17 protein-coding genes are annotated in these 16,912 nt (G+C 41.9%); 4 read left to right on the top strand and 13 right to left on the bottom strand.

The window, feature by feature from the left end; genetic code table 11:
• Positions 1-48: 48 nt before the first annotated feature.
• The 5 genes from GO495_RS29510 to GO495_RS29530 form a co-directional block, all read right to left on the bottom strand.
• Positions 49-906, bottom strand: coding sequence for an NAD(P)-dependent oxidoreductase (locus GO495_RS29510; protein ID WP_157303549.1), 858 nt, complete (start codon positions 904-906; stop codon positions 49-51).
• A 56-nt stretch (positions 907-962) separates the two neighbouring features.
• A complete protein-coding gene (locus GO495_RS29515; RefSeq protein ID WP_157303550.1) occupies positions 963-1,319 on the bottom strand; it encodes a hypothetical protein in 357 nt (118 codons plus the stop codon).
• A 193-nt stretch (positions 1,320-1,512) separates the two neighbouring features.
• On the bottom strand, positions 1,513-1,983 hold the full coding sequence (locus GO495_RS29520) for a Dps family protein (RefSeq protein WP_157303551.1): 471 nt from the start codon (positions 1,981-1,983) through the stop codon (positions 1,513-1,515).
• Positions 1,984-1,996: 13 nt separating this feature from the next.
• Positions 1,997-2,314: a hypothetical protein gene (locus GO495_RS29525; RefSeq protein WP_240915371.1), complete on the bottom strand. Its 318-nt coding sequence runs from the start codon at positions 2,312-2,314 to the stop codon at positions 1,997-1,999.
• Between the two features lie 58 nt (positions 2,315-2,372).
• The gene (locus GO495_RS29530) at positions 2,373-3,761 is read right to left on the bottom strand and encodes a sigma-54-dependent transcriptional regulator (protein ID WP_157303552.1); all 1,389 of its coding nucleotides are present in this window, start codon (positions 3,759-3,761) and stop codon (positions 2,373-2,375) included.
• A gap of 293 nt (positions 3,762-4,054) precedes the next feature.
• Between GO495_RS29530 and GO495_RS29535 the strand changes: the two genes are divergently transcribed.
• Together GO495_RS29535 and GO495_RS29540 are read left to right on the top strand one after the other, a co-directional pair.
• Positions 4,055-4,690, top strand: coding sequence for a class I SAM-dependent methyltransferase (locus GO495_RS29535; RefSeq protein ID WP_157303553.1), 636 nt, complete (start codon positions 4,055-4,057; stop codon positions 4,688-4,690).
• Positions 4,691-4,718: 28 nt separating this feature from the next.
• On the top strand, positions 4,719-5,507 hold the full coding sequence (locus tag GO495_RS29540) for a PhzF family phenazine biosynthesis protein (RefSeq protein ID WP_157303554.1): 789 nt from the start codon (positions 4,719-4,721) through the stop codon (positions 5,505-5,507).
• 9 nt (positions 5,508-5,516) lie between these two features.
• Here GO495_RS29540 and GO495_RS29545 read toward each other — a convergent pair whose 3' ends face one another.
• From GO495_RS29545 to GO495_RS29580, 8 genes are all read right to left on the bottom strand, one after another.
• Entirely contained in the window at positions 5,517-6,788 is a 1,272-nt protein-coding gene (locus tag GO495_RS29545; RefSeq protein WP_240915372.1) for a sensor histidine kinase, read from the bottom strand.
• Positions 6,769-8,142, bottom strand: a complete 1,374-nt coding sequence (locus GO495_RS29550; RefSeq protein WP_157303555.1) for a sigma-54-dependent transcriptional regulator — start codon at positions 8,140-8,142, stop codon at positions 6,769-6,771. Before GO495_RS29550 ends, GO495_RS29545 begins: the two co-directional genes overlap by 20 nt.
• A gap of 3 nt (positions 8,143-8,145) precedes the next feature.
• On the bottom strand, positions 8,146-9,324 hold the full coding sequence (locus GO495_RS29555) for an ABC transporter permease (protein ID WP_157303556.1): 1,179 nt from the start codon (positions 9,322-9,324) through the stop codon (positions 8,146-8,148).
• Between the two features lie 8 nt (positions 9,325-9,332).
• Positions 9,333-10,559, bottom strand: a complete 1,227-nt coding sequence (locus GO495_RS29560; RefSeq protein ID WP_157303557.1) for an ABC transporter permease — start codon at positions 10,557-10,559, stop codon at positions 9,333-9,335.
• 19 nt (positions 10,560-10,578) lie between these two features.
• A complete protein-coding gene (locus GO495_RS29565; RefSeq protein WP_157303558.1) occupies positions 10,579-11,244 on the bottom strand; it encodes an ABC transporter ATP-binding protein in 666 nt (221 codons plus the stop codon).
• Positions 11,241-12,671, bottom strand: coding sequence for a TolC family protein (locus GO495_RS29570; RefSeq protein ID WP_157303559.1), 1,431 nt, complete (start codon positions 12,669-12,671; stop codon positions 11,241-11,243). The genes GO495_RS29565 and GO495_RS29570 overlap by 4 nt, the downstream gene beginning before the upstream one ends.
• Entirely contained in the window at positions 12,668-13,915 is a 1,248-nt protein-coding gene (locus GO495_RS29575; RefSeq protein ID WP_157303560.1) for an efflux RND transporter periplasmic adaptor subunit, read from the bottom strand. Before GO495_RS29575 ends, GO495_RS29570 begins: the two co-directional genes overlap by 4 nt.
• A gap of 115 nt (positions 13,916-14,030) precedes the next feature.
• The gene (locus GO495_RS29580) at positions 14,031-14,528 is read right to left on the bottom strand and encodes a hypothetical protein (protein WP_157303561.1); all 498 of its coding nucleotides are present in this window, start codon (positions 14,526-14,528) and stop codon (positions 14,031-14,033) included.
• A 49-nt stretch (positions 14,529-14,577) separates the two neighbouring features.
• On the opposite strand from GO495_RS29580, the gene GO495_RS29585 reads away from it, so the two are divergent.
• A complete protein-coding gene (locus GO495_RS29585; RefSeq protein ID WP_157303562.1) occupies positions 14,578-15,969 on the top strand; it encodes a 3' terminal RNA ribose 2'-O-methyltransferase Hen1 in 1,392 nt (463 codons plus the stop codon).
• Positions 15,956-16,912: AAA family ATPase (locus GO495_RS29590; protein ID WP_157303563.1), on the top strand; the 957-nt coding region annotated here is incomplete at its 3' end. The genes GO495_RS29585 and GO495_RS29590, both read left to right, overlap by 14 nt.

Consider the following 16,912-nt stretch of genomic DNA (forward strand, 5'->3'; position numbering starts at 1 on the left):
AGTCAGACACTTTTTGGGGCATTTCCCTTAAGGAGTTCTTTTATTATATTATAATGATTTGATGATCGCCATCATATCTTCATCTCCCACCCCCTTTCTTAAAGCCACCTGAAGGCTCTCTGCCAGTGCATTGCCCAAAGGAGTACTCAGACCTTGCTCCTTTGCCAGGAGGATATCCTTATTCAGGAGATTTAATGAAAACGCAGCCGGGAAACTATTACTAATGATACCCGGAGATTTTATTTTTGTAAACCCGCTGCCAACTGCACTACTGTTAATAATCGGCAACAGCGCTTCAGCAGTTATCCCGTTCTTCCGTGCAAAGATCACCGTTTCTGCCAGTGCCTGCACTGTAATTCCTAAAAATGTATTCACAGCCAGCTTGGTATAATTACCGCTTCCATTTTCTCCCATGAAGTGGGCGACTTTACCCAGGCAGTCAAATATAGGCTTCGCCTTTTCAAAGTCCTGTTCATGCCCGCCGGCCATAATGATCAACTGTGCATTTTCCGCAGGTTTCACACTTCCGGAAACAGGGGCATCCAGGTAACCAATACCTTTTTCCCTGCACAGGGCAGCGATCTGCTTTGTAGTATCAGGAGAAACTGTACTCATATCTATCGCCAGCAGATTGGCAGGTATATTCCCGGATAATAATCCGTCGGGCGACTGATAAATAGCTTTTAGTGCATTATCATCAGCTACCATCGTAATAATGAAATCAACGTTTTTGATCAGTTCACGGGGAGTCGTGACTACACGCACACCCGTTTCAACCTTTAATGTATTAGCTTTCCCAACAGTACGGTTATATACTGTAACATCAAATCCGGCACGCACAAGATTCTTAACCATAGGAATTCCCATGTTGCCTAATCCGGCCCAACCTATTCTGATCGTATTCATGACTTAAATTTATGACGCTTTCGTCAGTTACGTAGAATTAAATAAAAACCGGGATACTATTTTGCTATTCCAAGTGAAGTATTCTGCAGGGGTACTATTTTATAATCCTGAGTATCTGATAAAGATATAAGGTTCACAATATCTTTGACTACTAAGCTTTGTATACTAATAAAACAATCTTCATGACCGCGCTTCGTAGTTTCAATGATATAGAAGTAACTTCTGATATTATCAAATGATCTTAATAACAGGGCAGACATTTTTACATCTTTCTTCTGTTTCGCATTAGTGATATGTTTCCTTGTTAATATAGAGGCAGCTTCCATCAGTAAAAGCCGTAGTTCAAATAAGCTATCGGCATTTATATACTTCAGTCCTTCCAGCTGCTTCTTTATTTGTAATAACTCCAACATATATATAAAAATTAAGATTAATTCAAATATCAAACCAACCAAGATCCAGATATCAGATTAACATTAATGATCATAAAATAACAGGAATTAGATAAAATAATATAAGCACAGAGAATACCAGAGGGAATAGATTTCTACAATTGTAGAAAGAGAGGAAACAGGGGCCACAAAAACCCCTGTTTATATAATTTTATTATTTCAGATAAGCGCGGATCATCCAGGCCCATTGCTCATGCTGTTTCAGCACACCAGTCAGGAAATCAGCTGTACCGATATCATTATGGTCATCTTCTACCTTGGAAATATGACCACGGATCCCACGGATAATAGTTTCATGATCGTCCAGCAGATTCTTCAACTGCGTTTTCTGGTCGTTAGTGTATTCGCCTTCTTCCAGGTTAGCCAGCTTCAGATAATCTTTCAGACGGCCTTCTGCATAATGACCGATTTTACGCACACGTTCAGCAATTTCATCTATTGTTTCTGCCAGTTCAGTGTATTGTGCTTCGTAGAATTTGTGCAATTCCATGAAACTTGGACTCTCAATATTCCAGTGATAATTGCGTGTTTTGGCAAATAACACCTGTTCATCGGAAATAAGCTGATTGAGGATTAATGCAACAGCTTTTGAATTTGCTTCGCTGATACCAATGTTTGCTTTCATATAAAAGGATGTTTTATTTCATTTTAAGTTTTCCCAGCATGGCAGTGGAAAGTGAATCCGAATAAGCACCGTAGGAAGTTACCAGTATACCTTTTAAACCGGAGGTAGACTCAATCGCATATACCGCTGCTTCATCAGACGGATCAGAATTACCTTCATAACGGTACACATCAACGATATTAAAATCATTTACATGTATCTTACCTGAATGACTTAACAGATAATCCCCTTCCAGATTAAAATCAATTGTAAATCCTTCTTTTCTTAAAGCCTCAATAGCGTTTGATACCGTATCATAATGAGAATGTCGTTCCATATTTGGGTCACTCATGTGCTGTAAATTTAATGGTAAAAAATAAATAGGGGAATAATAATGCAATATAAGAAGATCAGACTGAATGTTTTCTTGTGATACCCAACTTTTTCATTTTAGAAGCTAATGTAGTTGGGGGCAAATTGAGTAACTCTGCGGCACCACCTGGTCCCGCAATCTTATTATTACACATCTTTAAAACAGAAAGTATATGATCGCGTTCCAATTCAGTAATTGTTTTAATCTGCCCTGATAACGCATTTTCTGAAACAAGCTCCATTACAGAAGGTAAATCTATCTTTCTTATCACACCATCTTTTGCCAGCAGTATACTTCTTTCTATCAGGTGTTGCAGTTCCCGTACATTTCCAGGCCAGTGATAAGCAGTGATGTCGTGCATGATAGCCGGAGATATGTCAGTGATCGTTTTACTGGTCCTGGCTGCATACATCTGTATAAAGTGAGATACCAGCAAAGGGATATCTTCTTTACGGTCCCTCAGTGGTGGCATCTGTATAGGGAAAACATGCAACCTGTAATAAAGATCAAGCCGGAAATTACCATTGGCAATTTCCTTTTCCAGGTTCCGGCTGGTAGCTGCAATAACCCGGACATTCACCTTTACAGGCCCCTTTCCTCCAATCCGTTCAATCTCTCTTTCCTGTAATACCCGCAATAACTTCACCTGCAAATCCACAGGCATCTCCCCTATCTCATCCAGGAAGATAGTACCACCGTCTGCCTGTTCAAACTTCCCTATCCTTTTATCTACAGCCCCTGTAAAAGCTCCTTTCTCGTGCCCGAACAATTCTGATTCTATTAACTGGGCCGGCAATGCAGCACAATTCACTTTTACAAATGCTTTCGTCTTCCTCTCTGATAACTGGTGAATGGCATTCGCTATACCTTCCTTACCCGTACCGGTTTCTCCCAATATCAACACAGATGTATCCATTGGAGCTACCTGCCTTACCAGGTGAAAGATATGCTGCATCACCTGGCTGTTCCCGATAATTCCCTGAAAGTGAGGGATCATTGGCTGTACAGATGTGGGTCTTGTAACGACTATAGTACTATTTGATTTCAGCTCCTGATGATGCTCATGACGGTAACGGGCAATGTCCAGGGTCACAAGCAGGTCTTTCTCCCTGAAAGGCTTTACCAGGAAACCATAAGGCTGGGTCAGCTTGGCAGCGTCCAGTACCTGGCTATTGCAATTTGCCGAAAGGTAAATAAACGGTATCTTCTGCTGGTTCAGCTCTGCTGCCAGGTCTATTCCCGTAAGATCGCCTTTCAGATAAATATCAAGTAACACAATATCCGGTCTCACTGTTTTAAGGATCTCCTGGGCTCTGTACACAGAACGGGCGATACCACAAATACGGTAACCAGCACGTTCAAGTGTTAAACGAAGATCACTTGCGACAATCAATTCATCTTCTACAATTAGAATTTGTTCATTCATTGCAATACTTATAATTTATTACGGTTTATTTGCCATACGCGCTGTCTATGTTCTACTGTCAGTTACAATATCAGGTTCCTTCTTAATAATTTTATTTACTATAACAGCATTGGGATGGATATGGCTTTGGTTGGCTCAATAAAATATACGACAATTTCGATGATTTGACTAAGGCTTTTCTTGATTTTCAACAAAAATGAATGATTTTCCTTAATAAAAAAATCCTAATAGATTAATTCTATAAGTATCTGAAGTAATATAATATAGATATATGCATTATTTTTGACATTCACATGAAGTATTTACGCTATTTCTTATACGTTTCATGGCATTGGGGAATCGACCTGGCTATTTTCATAATAATACATGAAATCAGGGGAGAGAAACGATATGGCATCAGTACAATCGGACTTGATAGCCTGTCGGATATTGTATCCAAAGAAGACCGTCTGCATGTAAGCACTTACGAACCTGTAAATTATTATACAGCGGGATGGCTGCTGGATCAGCTGAAAACCACAGATACTACCTTTCTGGATGTGGGATGTGGCAGGGGCCGTGTATTGGTAATGGCGACCGCTTACGGATTTAAGGATATCATTGGCATTGATTTCTCTCAGCGCTTATGCGATCAGGCCACCGGTGTCTGTAAAGACCTCCCTGTTACAATCACGTGTGCAGATGCCCGCATGTATGAAATCCCCGACACCGTAGGTGTTATCTTTCTCTTCAATCCCTTTGATGCAGCTATAATGAGTGAATTTATACTAAGGGTATCTGAAAGCCTGTCCAGGAAAAAGCGTCCATTAAAAATACTATATGCAAATCCACAGTGTAAAGATCTTTGGTTAGATGCCGGCTTCACCGAAACAGCTTCTTTCGTAAAGAAAACATACCTGAAAGGAAGTGTACTGGAAAAAAACACCTGATCTGTTCCTTTTTGTAAATAATATCCAAATGAAACTAGCGCTTTACCAGGTAGATGCATTCACCGACAAAATCTTTGGCGGAAATCCCGCCTGTGTGGTGCCTCTTGAACAATGGTTACCAGATGACCTCCTGCTTAAAATCGCCGGGGAAAATGCAGTAGCAGAAACTGCCTTTTTCGTAGATAACGGTGATAAGATCCATCTCAGATGGTTCACGCCCGAAATAGAAATGGACCTATGCGGGCATGCTACCCTGGCTACCGCCCATGTCCTTACAAGTATTCTCGGCTATACTTCAGACACTATTATCTTCCATACATTAAGCGGAGACCTCACCGTCACCGTCGATAATGACCTTTACACATTAGATTTCCCCTCCCGGAAACCAACCAATGCCCTATTGCCTGAAATCATAAAGAATGCTCTCAGCAAACAACCAATAGCCGTTTTAAAATCCAGGGATTTCGTATTAGTCTATGAACAGGAATCCGACATCAGGAATATTACCATCAACCGGCAGATACTCGACCAGATCAACCTCGATCCCGGTGGCGTGATCATCACCGCCAAAGGCGACAACTGCGACTTTGTATCCCGCTTCTTCACGCCCCAGGCATCCATCCTGGAAGATCCTGTAACTGGTTCCGCACACTGCTCACTGATACCTTACTGGAGTGAACAACTAGGTAAAACAGAAATGCTGGCATTGCAGTTGTCAGACCGCGTTGGTACATTGTTCTGCATAAATAGAGGAGACAGGGTACTAATAAAAGGGAAAGCAAAAACGTATTCTACAGGTTTCTTATACACAGACTGAAGAAGTTAATCAACCAAAATTAATGACAAACTCCGTTTGCCTTTCCGCGACTGTTTTCAACGAAAACTCAAATCCATGATTCACTAATATCTCACGTACCAGCATTAACCCAATGCCCTGTCCGTCTTTTTTAGTACTGAAAAAAGGCGTAAACAATAACTCCTGCTGAGGAGTAGTGATGCCTTTGCCAGTATCCGTAATAATAAGCTGACGGCCATTGAGTGTAAATGTCACACGACCTTTCTCTTCCACTGCTTCTATCGCATTCTTTACTATGTTGATCAGTGCCTGCTCCAGCTGCTGCTCATCCGCAGAAATATAAAACGGTTTCTCGGGGATAGCGATGATCAACTCAACTTCATGCTCTTCCGATTTCATCTTCATCAATATACATACATCCTTCACGAGCTTATGCAGGTCTACCTGTTTCTTATTTACCTGCGGTAATTTCACCAGGTCCGCAAAATTCCGCATAAACAGGTTGAGGTTCTGATTACGGTCCAGCGCCACCTGCAATGCATCTTTCAATGGTATAGACAGTGGCACTGCCTGCAATGTAGATTGTATAATAGAGTTTACCGGGCCAATCGTATTATTCACCTCATGCGCCATCATCCTGATGACCTTCCCATACACATGCTTCTCCGCCGCCAGGATCTCCGCTGTCAGCTCCTCTATCATAATAAAGTGACGCGGGAAACCTCTATCTATAAAGTGTGATTTTTGCAGTTTATAAGTATTCACTCCATCCGGCTTCACTGTAATCGTCTCTCCGGATTTTAAAAGATATATATATTGAGATAAGGCATTACTCAGTGGCAGATCATGTACCCCTGCATCTACAGCTAATAACTGCTTTGCTTTAGGATTGATCTGCTGTATATGCCCATTATAATCCAGGATAATGATCCCTGTAGGTGAAGTATGGATCAGCTTTTCCAGGAAGAAATGCTGCTGCTCCTGACGGGTACGTTCCTTCCGCAATTCGTCGATCATATGGTTATATACCCTGATCAGCTCATCCATCTCATGCTTACCCGTAAACAGGAATTTCACATTAAAATCCCTGTCGCGGATAGCATCCACTCCCTGCATTAACAGTTTTAACGGGCGGATCAACTGCCGGTAAAGCTGTATGGAAACAACAATAGAGATAATGACAAAAACCTCTGAGATGATAAAAAAGATCTTATTGGCACTGAAAATAAAATAACTGAGAACAAGCGTTACCAGGTGCAGTGTGACTACAAAAAATATGTATTTAGTCCTCAGCTTCATCATAGGGTATTTGATATTTCTCCAGTCGCCGGTACAACGCACTACGTGTAAGCCCAAGTGACGCCGCCGCTCTTGCAATCTTATTCTTATGGTGATCCATTGCCCGCTTAATCATCTCAATCTCCATTTCCTCCAGCGTAATCATACCCACACCAGGGAACTGCACACTACCCATCTTCGCAGGCGACAACTCCAGTTGTGAACGGAAATCATCTGTCTCCAGGATATCCTTTTTGCTTACCAGTATAGACCGTTCCACCAGGTTCTTCAACTGACGGATATTACCGGGTAAAGGTAACTGCTGTAACCATTTCATAGCAGTTGGGGATACCGTCAGAGAAGGCCGGTTATAAATCTCTTTCAGATTATTGATAAAGAAATTTACCAGCAAAGAAATATCCTTTGGCCGTTCCCGCAAAGCAGGCAGATGAATGGTGATCAGGTTGATACGATATAGCAGGTCTTCCCGGAAACTGTTACGGGATACCATCTCATTAAGATCTTTATTCGTAGCACAGACAATGCGTACATCCACGGTTTTCGTACGACTGCTACCCAGTACTTCATAAGTCCTGTCCTGCAATACCCGCAGCAGCTTCACCTGGCTCCCTGCATCCAGGTCGCCTATCTCATCTAAAAATATAGTACCCTTATGGGCAGTCTCAAAACGACCTGTACGATCAAAGCGGGCATCTGTAAAAGCGCCTCTTACATGTCCGAACATCTCACTTTCAAACAATGAAGTGGATATCCCTCCAAGATTCACCTTAATAAATGGTTTGTTACGGCGCACACTATTCTGATGCACCGCCTCGGCTATCAGCTCCTTACCCGTACCACTCTCTCCCATTATCAGCACAGAAGCGTCCGTAGCAGCAACCCTGCCAATCGTGTCCAGGATGTTTAACATCCTGGCATCTTCCCCAATGATATGCTGGAAATGATAGATCTTATCCAGCTCTTTCCTCGTATGACTTTCAGATGTATACTCCTGTAAATCCAGCAGGGTTTTAACGGACTGCAGCAGGTGTTCGTTATTCCAGGGCTTATTAATAAAATCATTGGCCCCGGCTTTCATACCACTTACCGCCAGTTCAATACTTCCCCAACCGGTTATTAAAATAACAGGGACGGTCGGATTGATTTGCCGGATCTTACTTAACAGGAACAATCCTTCTTCTCCCGATGTTTCTATCGTAAAATTAAGATCGAGGATAATCAGATCAGGTTTATCCTGACTGATTACCCTCAATGCCATTTCAGGGCCTTCTGCAACAGTTACGTCGTATTTATTGCTGTTTAACAGCAACTGTAGCGAAACCCTTACCGCAATATCATCATCAATGATCAGTATCATATATTATTCTTCATGTAACGCAACCGCAGGATAAATAGCGGCGGCTTGTCTGCCCGGGTAAAAAGCACATACCAGTACCAAAAGATAAATAAATATTATTGACAATACCAGCGCTGTCATATAAACACCCGTAGATAAATCAAATACATTTAACAAGGGGAATTGTACCGCAAAAAATGCCCCTATGATCAGTGAAAAGGTAGCCAGGATCATCGTCTCTATCACCAGTTGACTGGCAACCGATCTTCCCGTAGCTCCTATTGCCCTGCGCAGCCCTATCTCACCTCTCCGCCTGTTGATATTATACCAAAGTACACCAAATAAACCTAATGCTACATTGATGATCAGGAAACAGCTTACAATTGAAAGCACGATCATGGGTACTAATGCAAAGTAATTAATACTTTTCCGTTTATTGATCAGGTGTTCGATCTCCACATTCGAATTTTCTATATAACCCGCTATCTTTTTATACAACCGGCCTTCAAAAGCAGGCCCTGCATCAGCAGTTACACGTATCAGCATTTTTCCCATCCAATGGATACTGCTGCTATCTATTCTGGAAAAAGATGCCATACCCGATGCCTCATAATCTCCTTTAAACTTGGTATCAGCCACTACACCAATGATCTGCTTCTTAGCTTTATCATCACCAATGATCTTTCCTACTACCTGTTCTTTACCAAATACCTCTTCTTTAAGACTGCTATTAATAACAATAGGTACTGTATTGGTCACAGCATCTGTTTTATTAAACCAACGCCCCTCCAGCATTTTCATTTGCAATACATTTTCATAGCTATCATCTACCTGATAGGTATTGACATTATTTGTCTCTTTACCTTTATAGAAAAATCCGTTCTGTATCATAGATTGGGTAAGCGGAACATTACTGCTGGACAAACTGATATCCTTCACTTCCGGCATAGCCCGGATCTCCCGCTTCAGCGTTTCATAAAACAGTTTTAGCGAATCTCCGTTATGAATTTTGTCACCGTTGCTGTAATTGACCAACCATACATTTTTATACTCAAATCCCATTGGTTTTTTATAGTTCTGATAGTAATATACCAACAGTGTAAATACTGCAAACAGAACCAGGAAGGAAACCAGCATTTCCGACATCAATAAAAAATTCTGCTTCCTTTTATTCCAGATCAGCTTAAATAAATGCCTGTACATAATATTCGTTATTTTGCTTTTAAAGCGTTTACCACATTCAGTTTAGACATGCGCCACGCAGGATATACACCGGACAACAATCCGAAGAACAGACACACCAGTAAACCACAAAGCAATACAGTAAAGTTGATGGTAAGCTCCAGGTTCGCAATCAAATTAAGTTCATTAATAAAATAGAGTGCAAGGAGAGATAATATCATTCCTATTACTCCTCCTAATAAGGTGAGAATGATATTTTCAACTATGAACTGGTACACCAATGTTCTGGAAGAAGCGCCGAAAGCCTTACGTACACCAATCTCTGAAGAACGTTCCATAATACGGGTGATGTTAATATTCACCAGGTTCAGCGTAGGCAGTAACATAAACAAAAAAACAAATGATCCTATAGCAGTAAGTACGTAAACAACCCCCGATTTTTTTTCATTACCAGTATCTACATAACTGGCAACGTATGAACTGGCATGACTGATGATCTGATCAAACTCGGTACTTTCCATAGGGACCTTACTAACAAGCTGTTCGTATTCGTTATGTATCTTAGACAGATCTCCTTTTGAACGGGCCAGCAAGATGGCCATATAATCGCCTCTGTAGGACTTATCTTTATAGTCTGATTTTGAAATGGTATAAGGCAGATAGATATCACTGTACAACATGTAAGAAGTAACCGGTAAGTTTTTCACCACACCACTAACCCTGTACTGCACATTATCCGCTTCAATATATTTCCCTACTACAGAAGGAATATTACCGAAGTATTCTTTTTTCATATCGGCGGATATGACCGCCACCTTCTCCCGGTTGTCCAGTTGTTGTTGGGTAAAGGGTTTTCCTTCCAGGAACTGGTATTCCAGTATATCCCAGTAATTTGCATCCGTATATTTATAGTTGATCGCTATTTTTTTATTATTTACATAGGTATTCGTACCATTATACCTGGAGAATATAGTCATTTTTTCAGGCGTCTTTAAACTACCTGCGTAATGATCCAGAAAAGAAAAAGAAGGTGTAGTCGAGCTGTGCCCGCTCTTTCCAACTTCCTCCATTCTTACGATATATAAAGAACGATCTCTTTTTCTATCAGGATAATCATCCCCTATTACCTTATCAATAAAGGCTGTTAATACGATTAGTATAGTCAATGTAAAGCTGATACCAAACAGACTGATAAAGGTGAAGAACTTCCGGCGTTTGAGTACAGCAATCGCTATTTTAAAATAATTCTTTAACATGATATTGATTTAAAAGTGATCACTGCACCTGTGCCCCGTCGAACAGTCTTACTAAACGATGCGTTTTATTTGCCATATTCTCATCGTGAGTAACCATCACGATGGTAGTTTTATCTACCTTATTCAACTGTATCAGTATTTCCATGATCTCACTTCCCATCGCACTGTCCAGGTTACCGGTAGGCTCATCTGCCAGAATGATTTCCGGTCTTCCTACTATTGCCCGGGCAATGGCTACACGTTGTCTTTGTCCACCGGAAAGTTGTGTAGGAAAATGCTTGATCCTGTTAGATAATCCAACCTTCTCCAAGGCTTCTGTGGCTAGTTGCTTCCTTTCTTTTGCAGTAGTATTACGATATAATAAAGGCAGCTCCACATTATCCAGCACCTGGAGATCGTTAATAAGATGATAACTCTGGAAGATAAATCCGAGTTTCTTATTCCTGAAATGTGCCAGTTGTTTGTCGGATAAATTTAATGTTGCCTGATCTCCTATTCTCACATCCCCCTTAGAAGGAGCATCCAGTAATCCCATAATATTCAGCAGGGTGCTTTTGCCGCAACCGGAAGGACCCATAATAGAGAGGAATTCTCCTTTGTCTACATCCAGACTAATACTATTTAATGCCAGGGTCTCTATCGTATCCGTACGATATACTTTTTCGATGTTTTGCAGACGTATCATAGTTTTCTGTTTTTTTCAAAGTCATATAAAGAGAGATAACGTAGTTGGTAATACGCACCCCATAGATCTCTTAATGCATTAATATAGTCCCGTTTGGCCTGATCGTTTTCCTGGAAGGCGATGCTCAGGTCAGTGATACTAAGATCTCCCAGCACATACCTTTCCCTGGCTATCTTGTATTTCTCAGCGGCGATGCTGTCTGCCTCTGCCGTGGAAAGGATCTGTTCATTCATCATATTGAACAGGGTTACCTGTGTCACGATCTGTTGTTTAAAGGTCTGCTTATCCTGCTCAACCGCATAAGCCGTAAATTGTTCATTGGCCTGCGCTGTTTTAATACGGGATTTCGAACGCCCCCAGTCCAGGATAGGTATAGAAAACTGCAATTGTAACAGCTGCTGGTCCTGCGGAGAACGGTAAACATCCGGGATGGTAGAAGCGCTTTTCGAGTATCCCAGGTTAGCAGTAAGTGTGGCAATCAGGCCGCTTTGCCCTTTCGCCTTTGCAACATCGCGTTGTGCTTCGGCCATCCTTCTTATAAAAGCAATCGCATCTGACCTGTTCGCGAAAGCCTCAGTCAACACCCTGTCTGCGGAGACTTCCATATTGGTAGCAGCAGCCGGAATAACAAGAGATACCTTATCTGTATCTTCAAAGCCGGTGTAACTTCGCAATGTTAAAGTAGTTATTTCTATATCCCGTTTGGCTGTTCCTACTGCTTTTCTGGCGTTTAATAATTCCAGTTGTAATTGCAGGATCTCATTCCTTGATATCTTCCCCAGTTCAAATTTAGTATTGGCGATGTTTAGTATCTTCTTTGTATTTTCCAGATTATTATCTGCCACCTGCAAATTCACCTGTGCCAGTAACAGATCAAAAAAGTATCCTTCCACAGTAATCGCTATCTGTTCCTGAGATTCGATATATGCCTGTTTACTTTCATTATATTTCAGCGGTTCTATCCGTTTGTCCCATTTCAGACTGTTATACTGTAATAACGGCTGGCTATACCCTATTGCATAAGGTACGCCATTATACAATACACTATTACGGTCAAAATCATCAAAGCGCTGTAATGAAGTAGTACCATATATAGTACCACCTGTAGCGGTAATGGTCTGACTGAAATCCAGTGTAAGAGAAGAGTTATCATTATGTATAGGCTGGAACAGGATGGTACCGTTCGGTTGTAATACCTGGGTAGAGGTTTTACTGTAACCGGGCAGTATGCCCGTCAGCGATAGTTGCGGCTGGTAATTAGATCTGAACGTGCGCCACTGCCAGTATTTGTTCTCTTTTGTGGCAATAGCCTGTTTGGCTGCTATAGAGTTCTGTCTTGCCATTTCCACTACCTGTTGCAATGATAACCGGACGGTATCACTGGCATGCACGCTGCTGGTCATTAAAAGAAGTAGAAGATATCTCATGGTGTGATGGTTAATTCCTTTGAGTTTTTGTAATCGCTCATATCTGAGGTGATCACTACATCACCGGGTTTTAAACCATCTATCAGCTCTATATAATCGAAGTTGCTTAATCCTGTATGAATGCTGCGTCTTTCTGCCTTTCCGTTATTCATTACGAATATATCCTGCGGACTGGTCCCTTTAAATGCAGCACCGTTTGCGACCCTCATCACTTTGCTGTGTGTGGCAGTCACTACAAATACGTCCACTTTCATATTAGGACGCAGCTGTTTATTATTACGCTCTTCCAGTTGGATATCGAAGGTGATAATGCTGTTCTGTACAGAAGGGTATACATTCGTTACATGACCTCTTAGTTGTGTATCATTGATACGGATAATAGCCGGCATATTATTATGCAATTGCTCTAAATAATTATCCGATATACTACCTGTTACTTTAAAGCTGTTCAGGTCTGCTATACGGGCGATCATTTCTCCTTCTCTTATATTAGCGCCGATATTTTTATTTACATAAGTCACTACGCCTGCCCGGGTCGCAACTACATTAGCCAGATTTAATTTCCGTTGCAGTTCATCGAGATCATTTTGTTGTATCGCAGCGGCAATTACAGCTTCCTGTATCTCTATGCGCATGGTTTGCTGTTTGCTCTTTATCTCATTCTCCAGTTGTTTCTTCTCCAGTTGCGCTACTTTCAGGTTCAATTCTGCCTGTTCAATACTTTCTCTTGTACCACCACCTGCTTTATACAATCGTTTTGCATTTTCTACCGCATCTGTCAGACTACCGATCTTCAGCTGCTTAATATCATTATTCGACTGTATATCGTAAAAGCTCTTATCAAGGTCCAGCTTTAGTTTGCTGATCTCATTACATTTACTTTCCAGTTGAAACTTTTGTTTCTCAAAAGCAGTTTGTGTCGCTGATTTATCAAGTGTGAGTATAGATTGTCCCGCATTTACTTTATTACCGGCATCTATAGCAGCATCTTTAATAGATGCATTAATCGGGCTGGTAACGATCTCTTCAAACTCTGGTATCACCTCTCCGGAGGCATTGATCGTATTCTCAATATCTCCTACTTCAACGGTAGCCGTTGTAATTTCCGCTTTCCTGATACTTGATTTAAAGAAGCTCCTTACAAGCCATATAGCGCCCAGAAACAGCACTATGCCAACAACCGTTACAAGGATGGCTTTCCTTCTTTTTCGTGATGTTACTTCCTGTGTAATCTCTTTATCCATGCCCGGATATTTACAAGAGACAGGCCAACCTTAAAGCAATGAAAATTAATTAATTACACGATTTTCAATATAAAAAAGTGGTCGATATCGGACAAAGTGTCTGTAATTGGGCACTTTAAACATGTAACATCTCCAGCACTTCCCACAAATGCTCACACTGTTCCAGGCTTTTCACCGGAGAAAGCGATATTGAACGGCGTATATGATTCACCGTATCCAGGTCCGGCTCTGCATTGGCTATTATTATAGCCATCGCTGTTTTAAGTATAGTAGCCTTCACCCGCAGGCTATGCGGGGAATAACGTGCCGGATGCAAATGAATGTATTTCCCGGGTTCTGTGCCATGTAATAGCACCCAACGTGAGGTATCGGACAAAGTGATTTCTTTATACCCGCCGTTCAACCAGGCCAGATAGGATGCTTCATCATCTGTGGGTATTAATGTAATGACTTCTTTGAATAAAGCATCCAGATCAAGAGAGCCAAAATAGATATCCATCTGGGAGTTACCGAGGGACTGCAATGAAGTAACATTTGCCGTTTGCAGTTGCCGGCAAATGAATCCCCGATGATGTTTGAGGGCATTGAAAAGAATGTTCTCAGGAGTAGCCATCTATAGTAGCACAAAGATACTCACGATATTTTATTAATTTCACACCCTTATGTTATTGACAATTACAACTACCCACAACCCCGCTTCAGACCTTAGTTATCTGCTGCATAAACATCCCGCCAAAGTACAGCATGCGGAATTGTCAGGTGGTATAGCACATGTTTTTTATACAGAAGTGAGTGAAGAGAGATGTACGGCTGCTTTACTGTTGGATATCGACCCTGTCGGGCTGGTACGCAAAAACGGTTCTTCAGGTAATGACTTTGCACTGGAACAATATGTAAACGACCGACCGTACGTAGCCAGCTCTTTCATGAGCGCTGCTATCTCAAAAGCCTACTCTTCTGCCATGAATGGGAAGTGCAAGGACAAACCGGAACTGGTGCATGTTGCCATGCCTTTCGAAGTAACGATTGCCGTCCTTCCTGTGCGCGGTGGAGAAAAACTGTTACAGGAGCTGTTTGAACCGCTGGGTTATACGATCGAAGCAGAAAGACATCCACTGGATACTACTTTTCCTTCATGGGGAGATAGCCGTTATTTCACTGTAAAGCTGCGCAATACGCTTACATTACAACAACTGTTATCTCATCTGTACATACTGATCCCCGTTTGCGATAATGATAAACACTACTGGGTAGGTAATCAGGAAGTAGAGAAACTGCTGGAAAAAGGGAAAGACTGGCTGCCATCACACCCTGCCAGTGAGGTTATCACATACCGTTATCTCAAAAACCAGAAAGCATTAGCGAACCGGGCATTGGAATTTTTATTGAAAGACGAAGTGATTGAACCAGAAGAAGCGCCTGAACAAAAGATCAGGGTACACGATATGCGTCTGCAATCCGTAAAGGAGGAGTTATTACAAACAGATGCAAAACGTATCGCAGACCTGGGTTGCGGAGAAGGGAAACTGCTGAAGATCTTATTACCAGTGAAGCAGTTTGAATTTATTCTTGGGATGGATGTGAGTTACCGCTCATTGGAAATAGTGAAATCCAAACTGAAGTTCGACAGGATGTCTCCCGCACAACTGGAACGTATCCAACTGATCCAGGGCGCACTTACTTACCGGGATAAACGACTGGAAGGATTTGATGCCGCAGTGCTGGTAGAAGTGATAGAACATCTCGATCCACCCAGACTGGCAGCCCTGGAAAAAGTAGTGTTCGAATATGCTAAACCAAAGATCGTTATCATCACCACTCCTAATGCGGAATACAACATAAAGTTCCCCAATATGGAAGCAGGACAAATGCGACACAGCGATCACCGCTTCGAATGGACAAGGTCCGAATTTGCCGCATGGGGTAACCAGGTGGCAGAACAATATGCTTATTCCGTCACTTACAAACCCGTCGGAGAAGAAGATCCGGAAACAGGTGCGCTGACTCAGATGGCCATCTTCACAAGTAATGCAACTATCAATGGCAAGAAATAATCAACAGATCAATATACCGGAATTATCACTCGTCATGCTGATAGGTGCTTCCAGCTCGGGAAAATCCAGCTTTGCACGTAAGTATTTCAAACCAACGGAAGTAGTCTCATCCGATTACTGCCGGGGAATGGTAAGCGATGATGAAAACAGCCTCGCTGCTTCAGACGACGCATTTGAACTGGCCAGGTTCATTACGGCCAAAAGACTGAAGAATGGACTGCTGACAGTCATCGACGCAACCAACGTACAGGAAGAATCCCGCAGGGACTGGATTAAACTGGCAAGGCAATACCATGTGCTGCCTGTTGCCATCGTCTTCAACATGCCTGAAAAATTATGTACGGACCGTAGCCTGGCCCGTACAGACAGAGACATGGCTAAACATGTCATCCCTCAACAGATTTCACAATTGAAAAGGAGTCTGAGAAAATTGAGGATGGAAGGATTCAGGACCATCATTGAACTCAACAGCCAGCAGGATGTAGACGATATTGAAGAAATCCTGCGTACTCCCCTGTATAATAATAAAAAACAGGAGAAAGGACCTTTTGATATCATTGGGGATATCCATGGCTGTTATGATGAACTTATAAACCTGTTACAGGAACTTGGATACAAACAAGAGAATGAACAATGGCATCATCCGGAACAACGTAAGCCTGTATTCTTAGGTGACCTTGTTGACCGTGGCCCTAAAACGCCACAGGTACTGAAGCTGGTAATGGACATGGTCAATGCCGGTAATGCATTATGTGTGCCAGGGAATCACGATGTGAAACTGCTCAAATGGTTGAACGGGAAGAATGTACAGCCTACCCATGGCTTACAGCACTCCATAGAACAACTGGAAAAAGAAACACCCGAATTCAGGGAAGAGACCAAAAAGTTTATCGACAAACTGGTAAGTCATTATGTATTGGATGAGGGCAAACTGGTTGTTGCC

It is taken from the genome of Chitinophaga oryziterrae (assembly GCF_009758125.1).
GTDB classification, from domain to species: domain Bacteria; phylum Bacteroidota; class Bacteroidia; order Chitinophagales; family Chitinophagaceae; genus Chitinophaga; species Chitinophaga oryziterrae.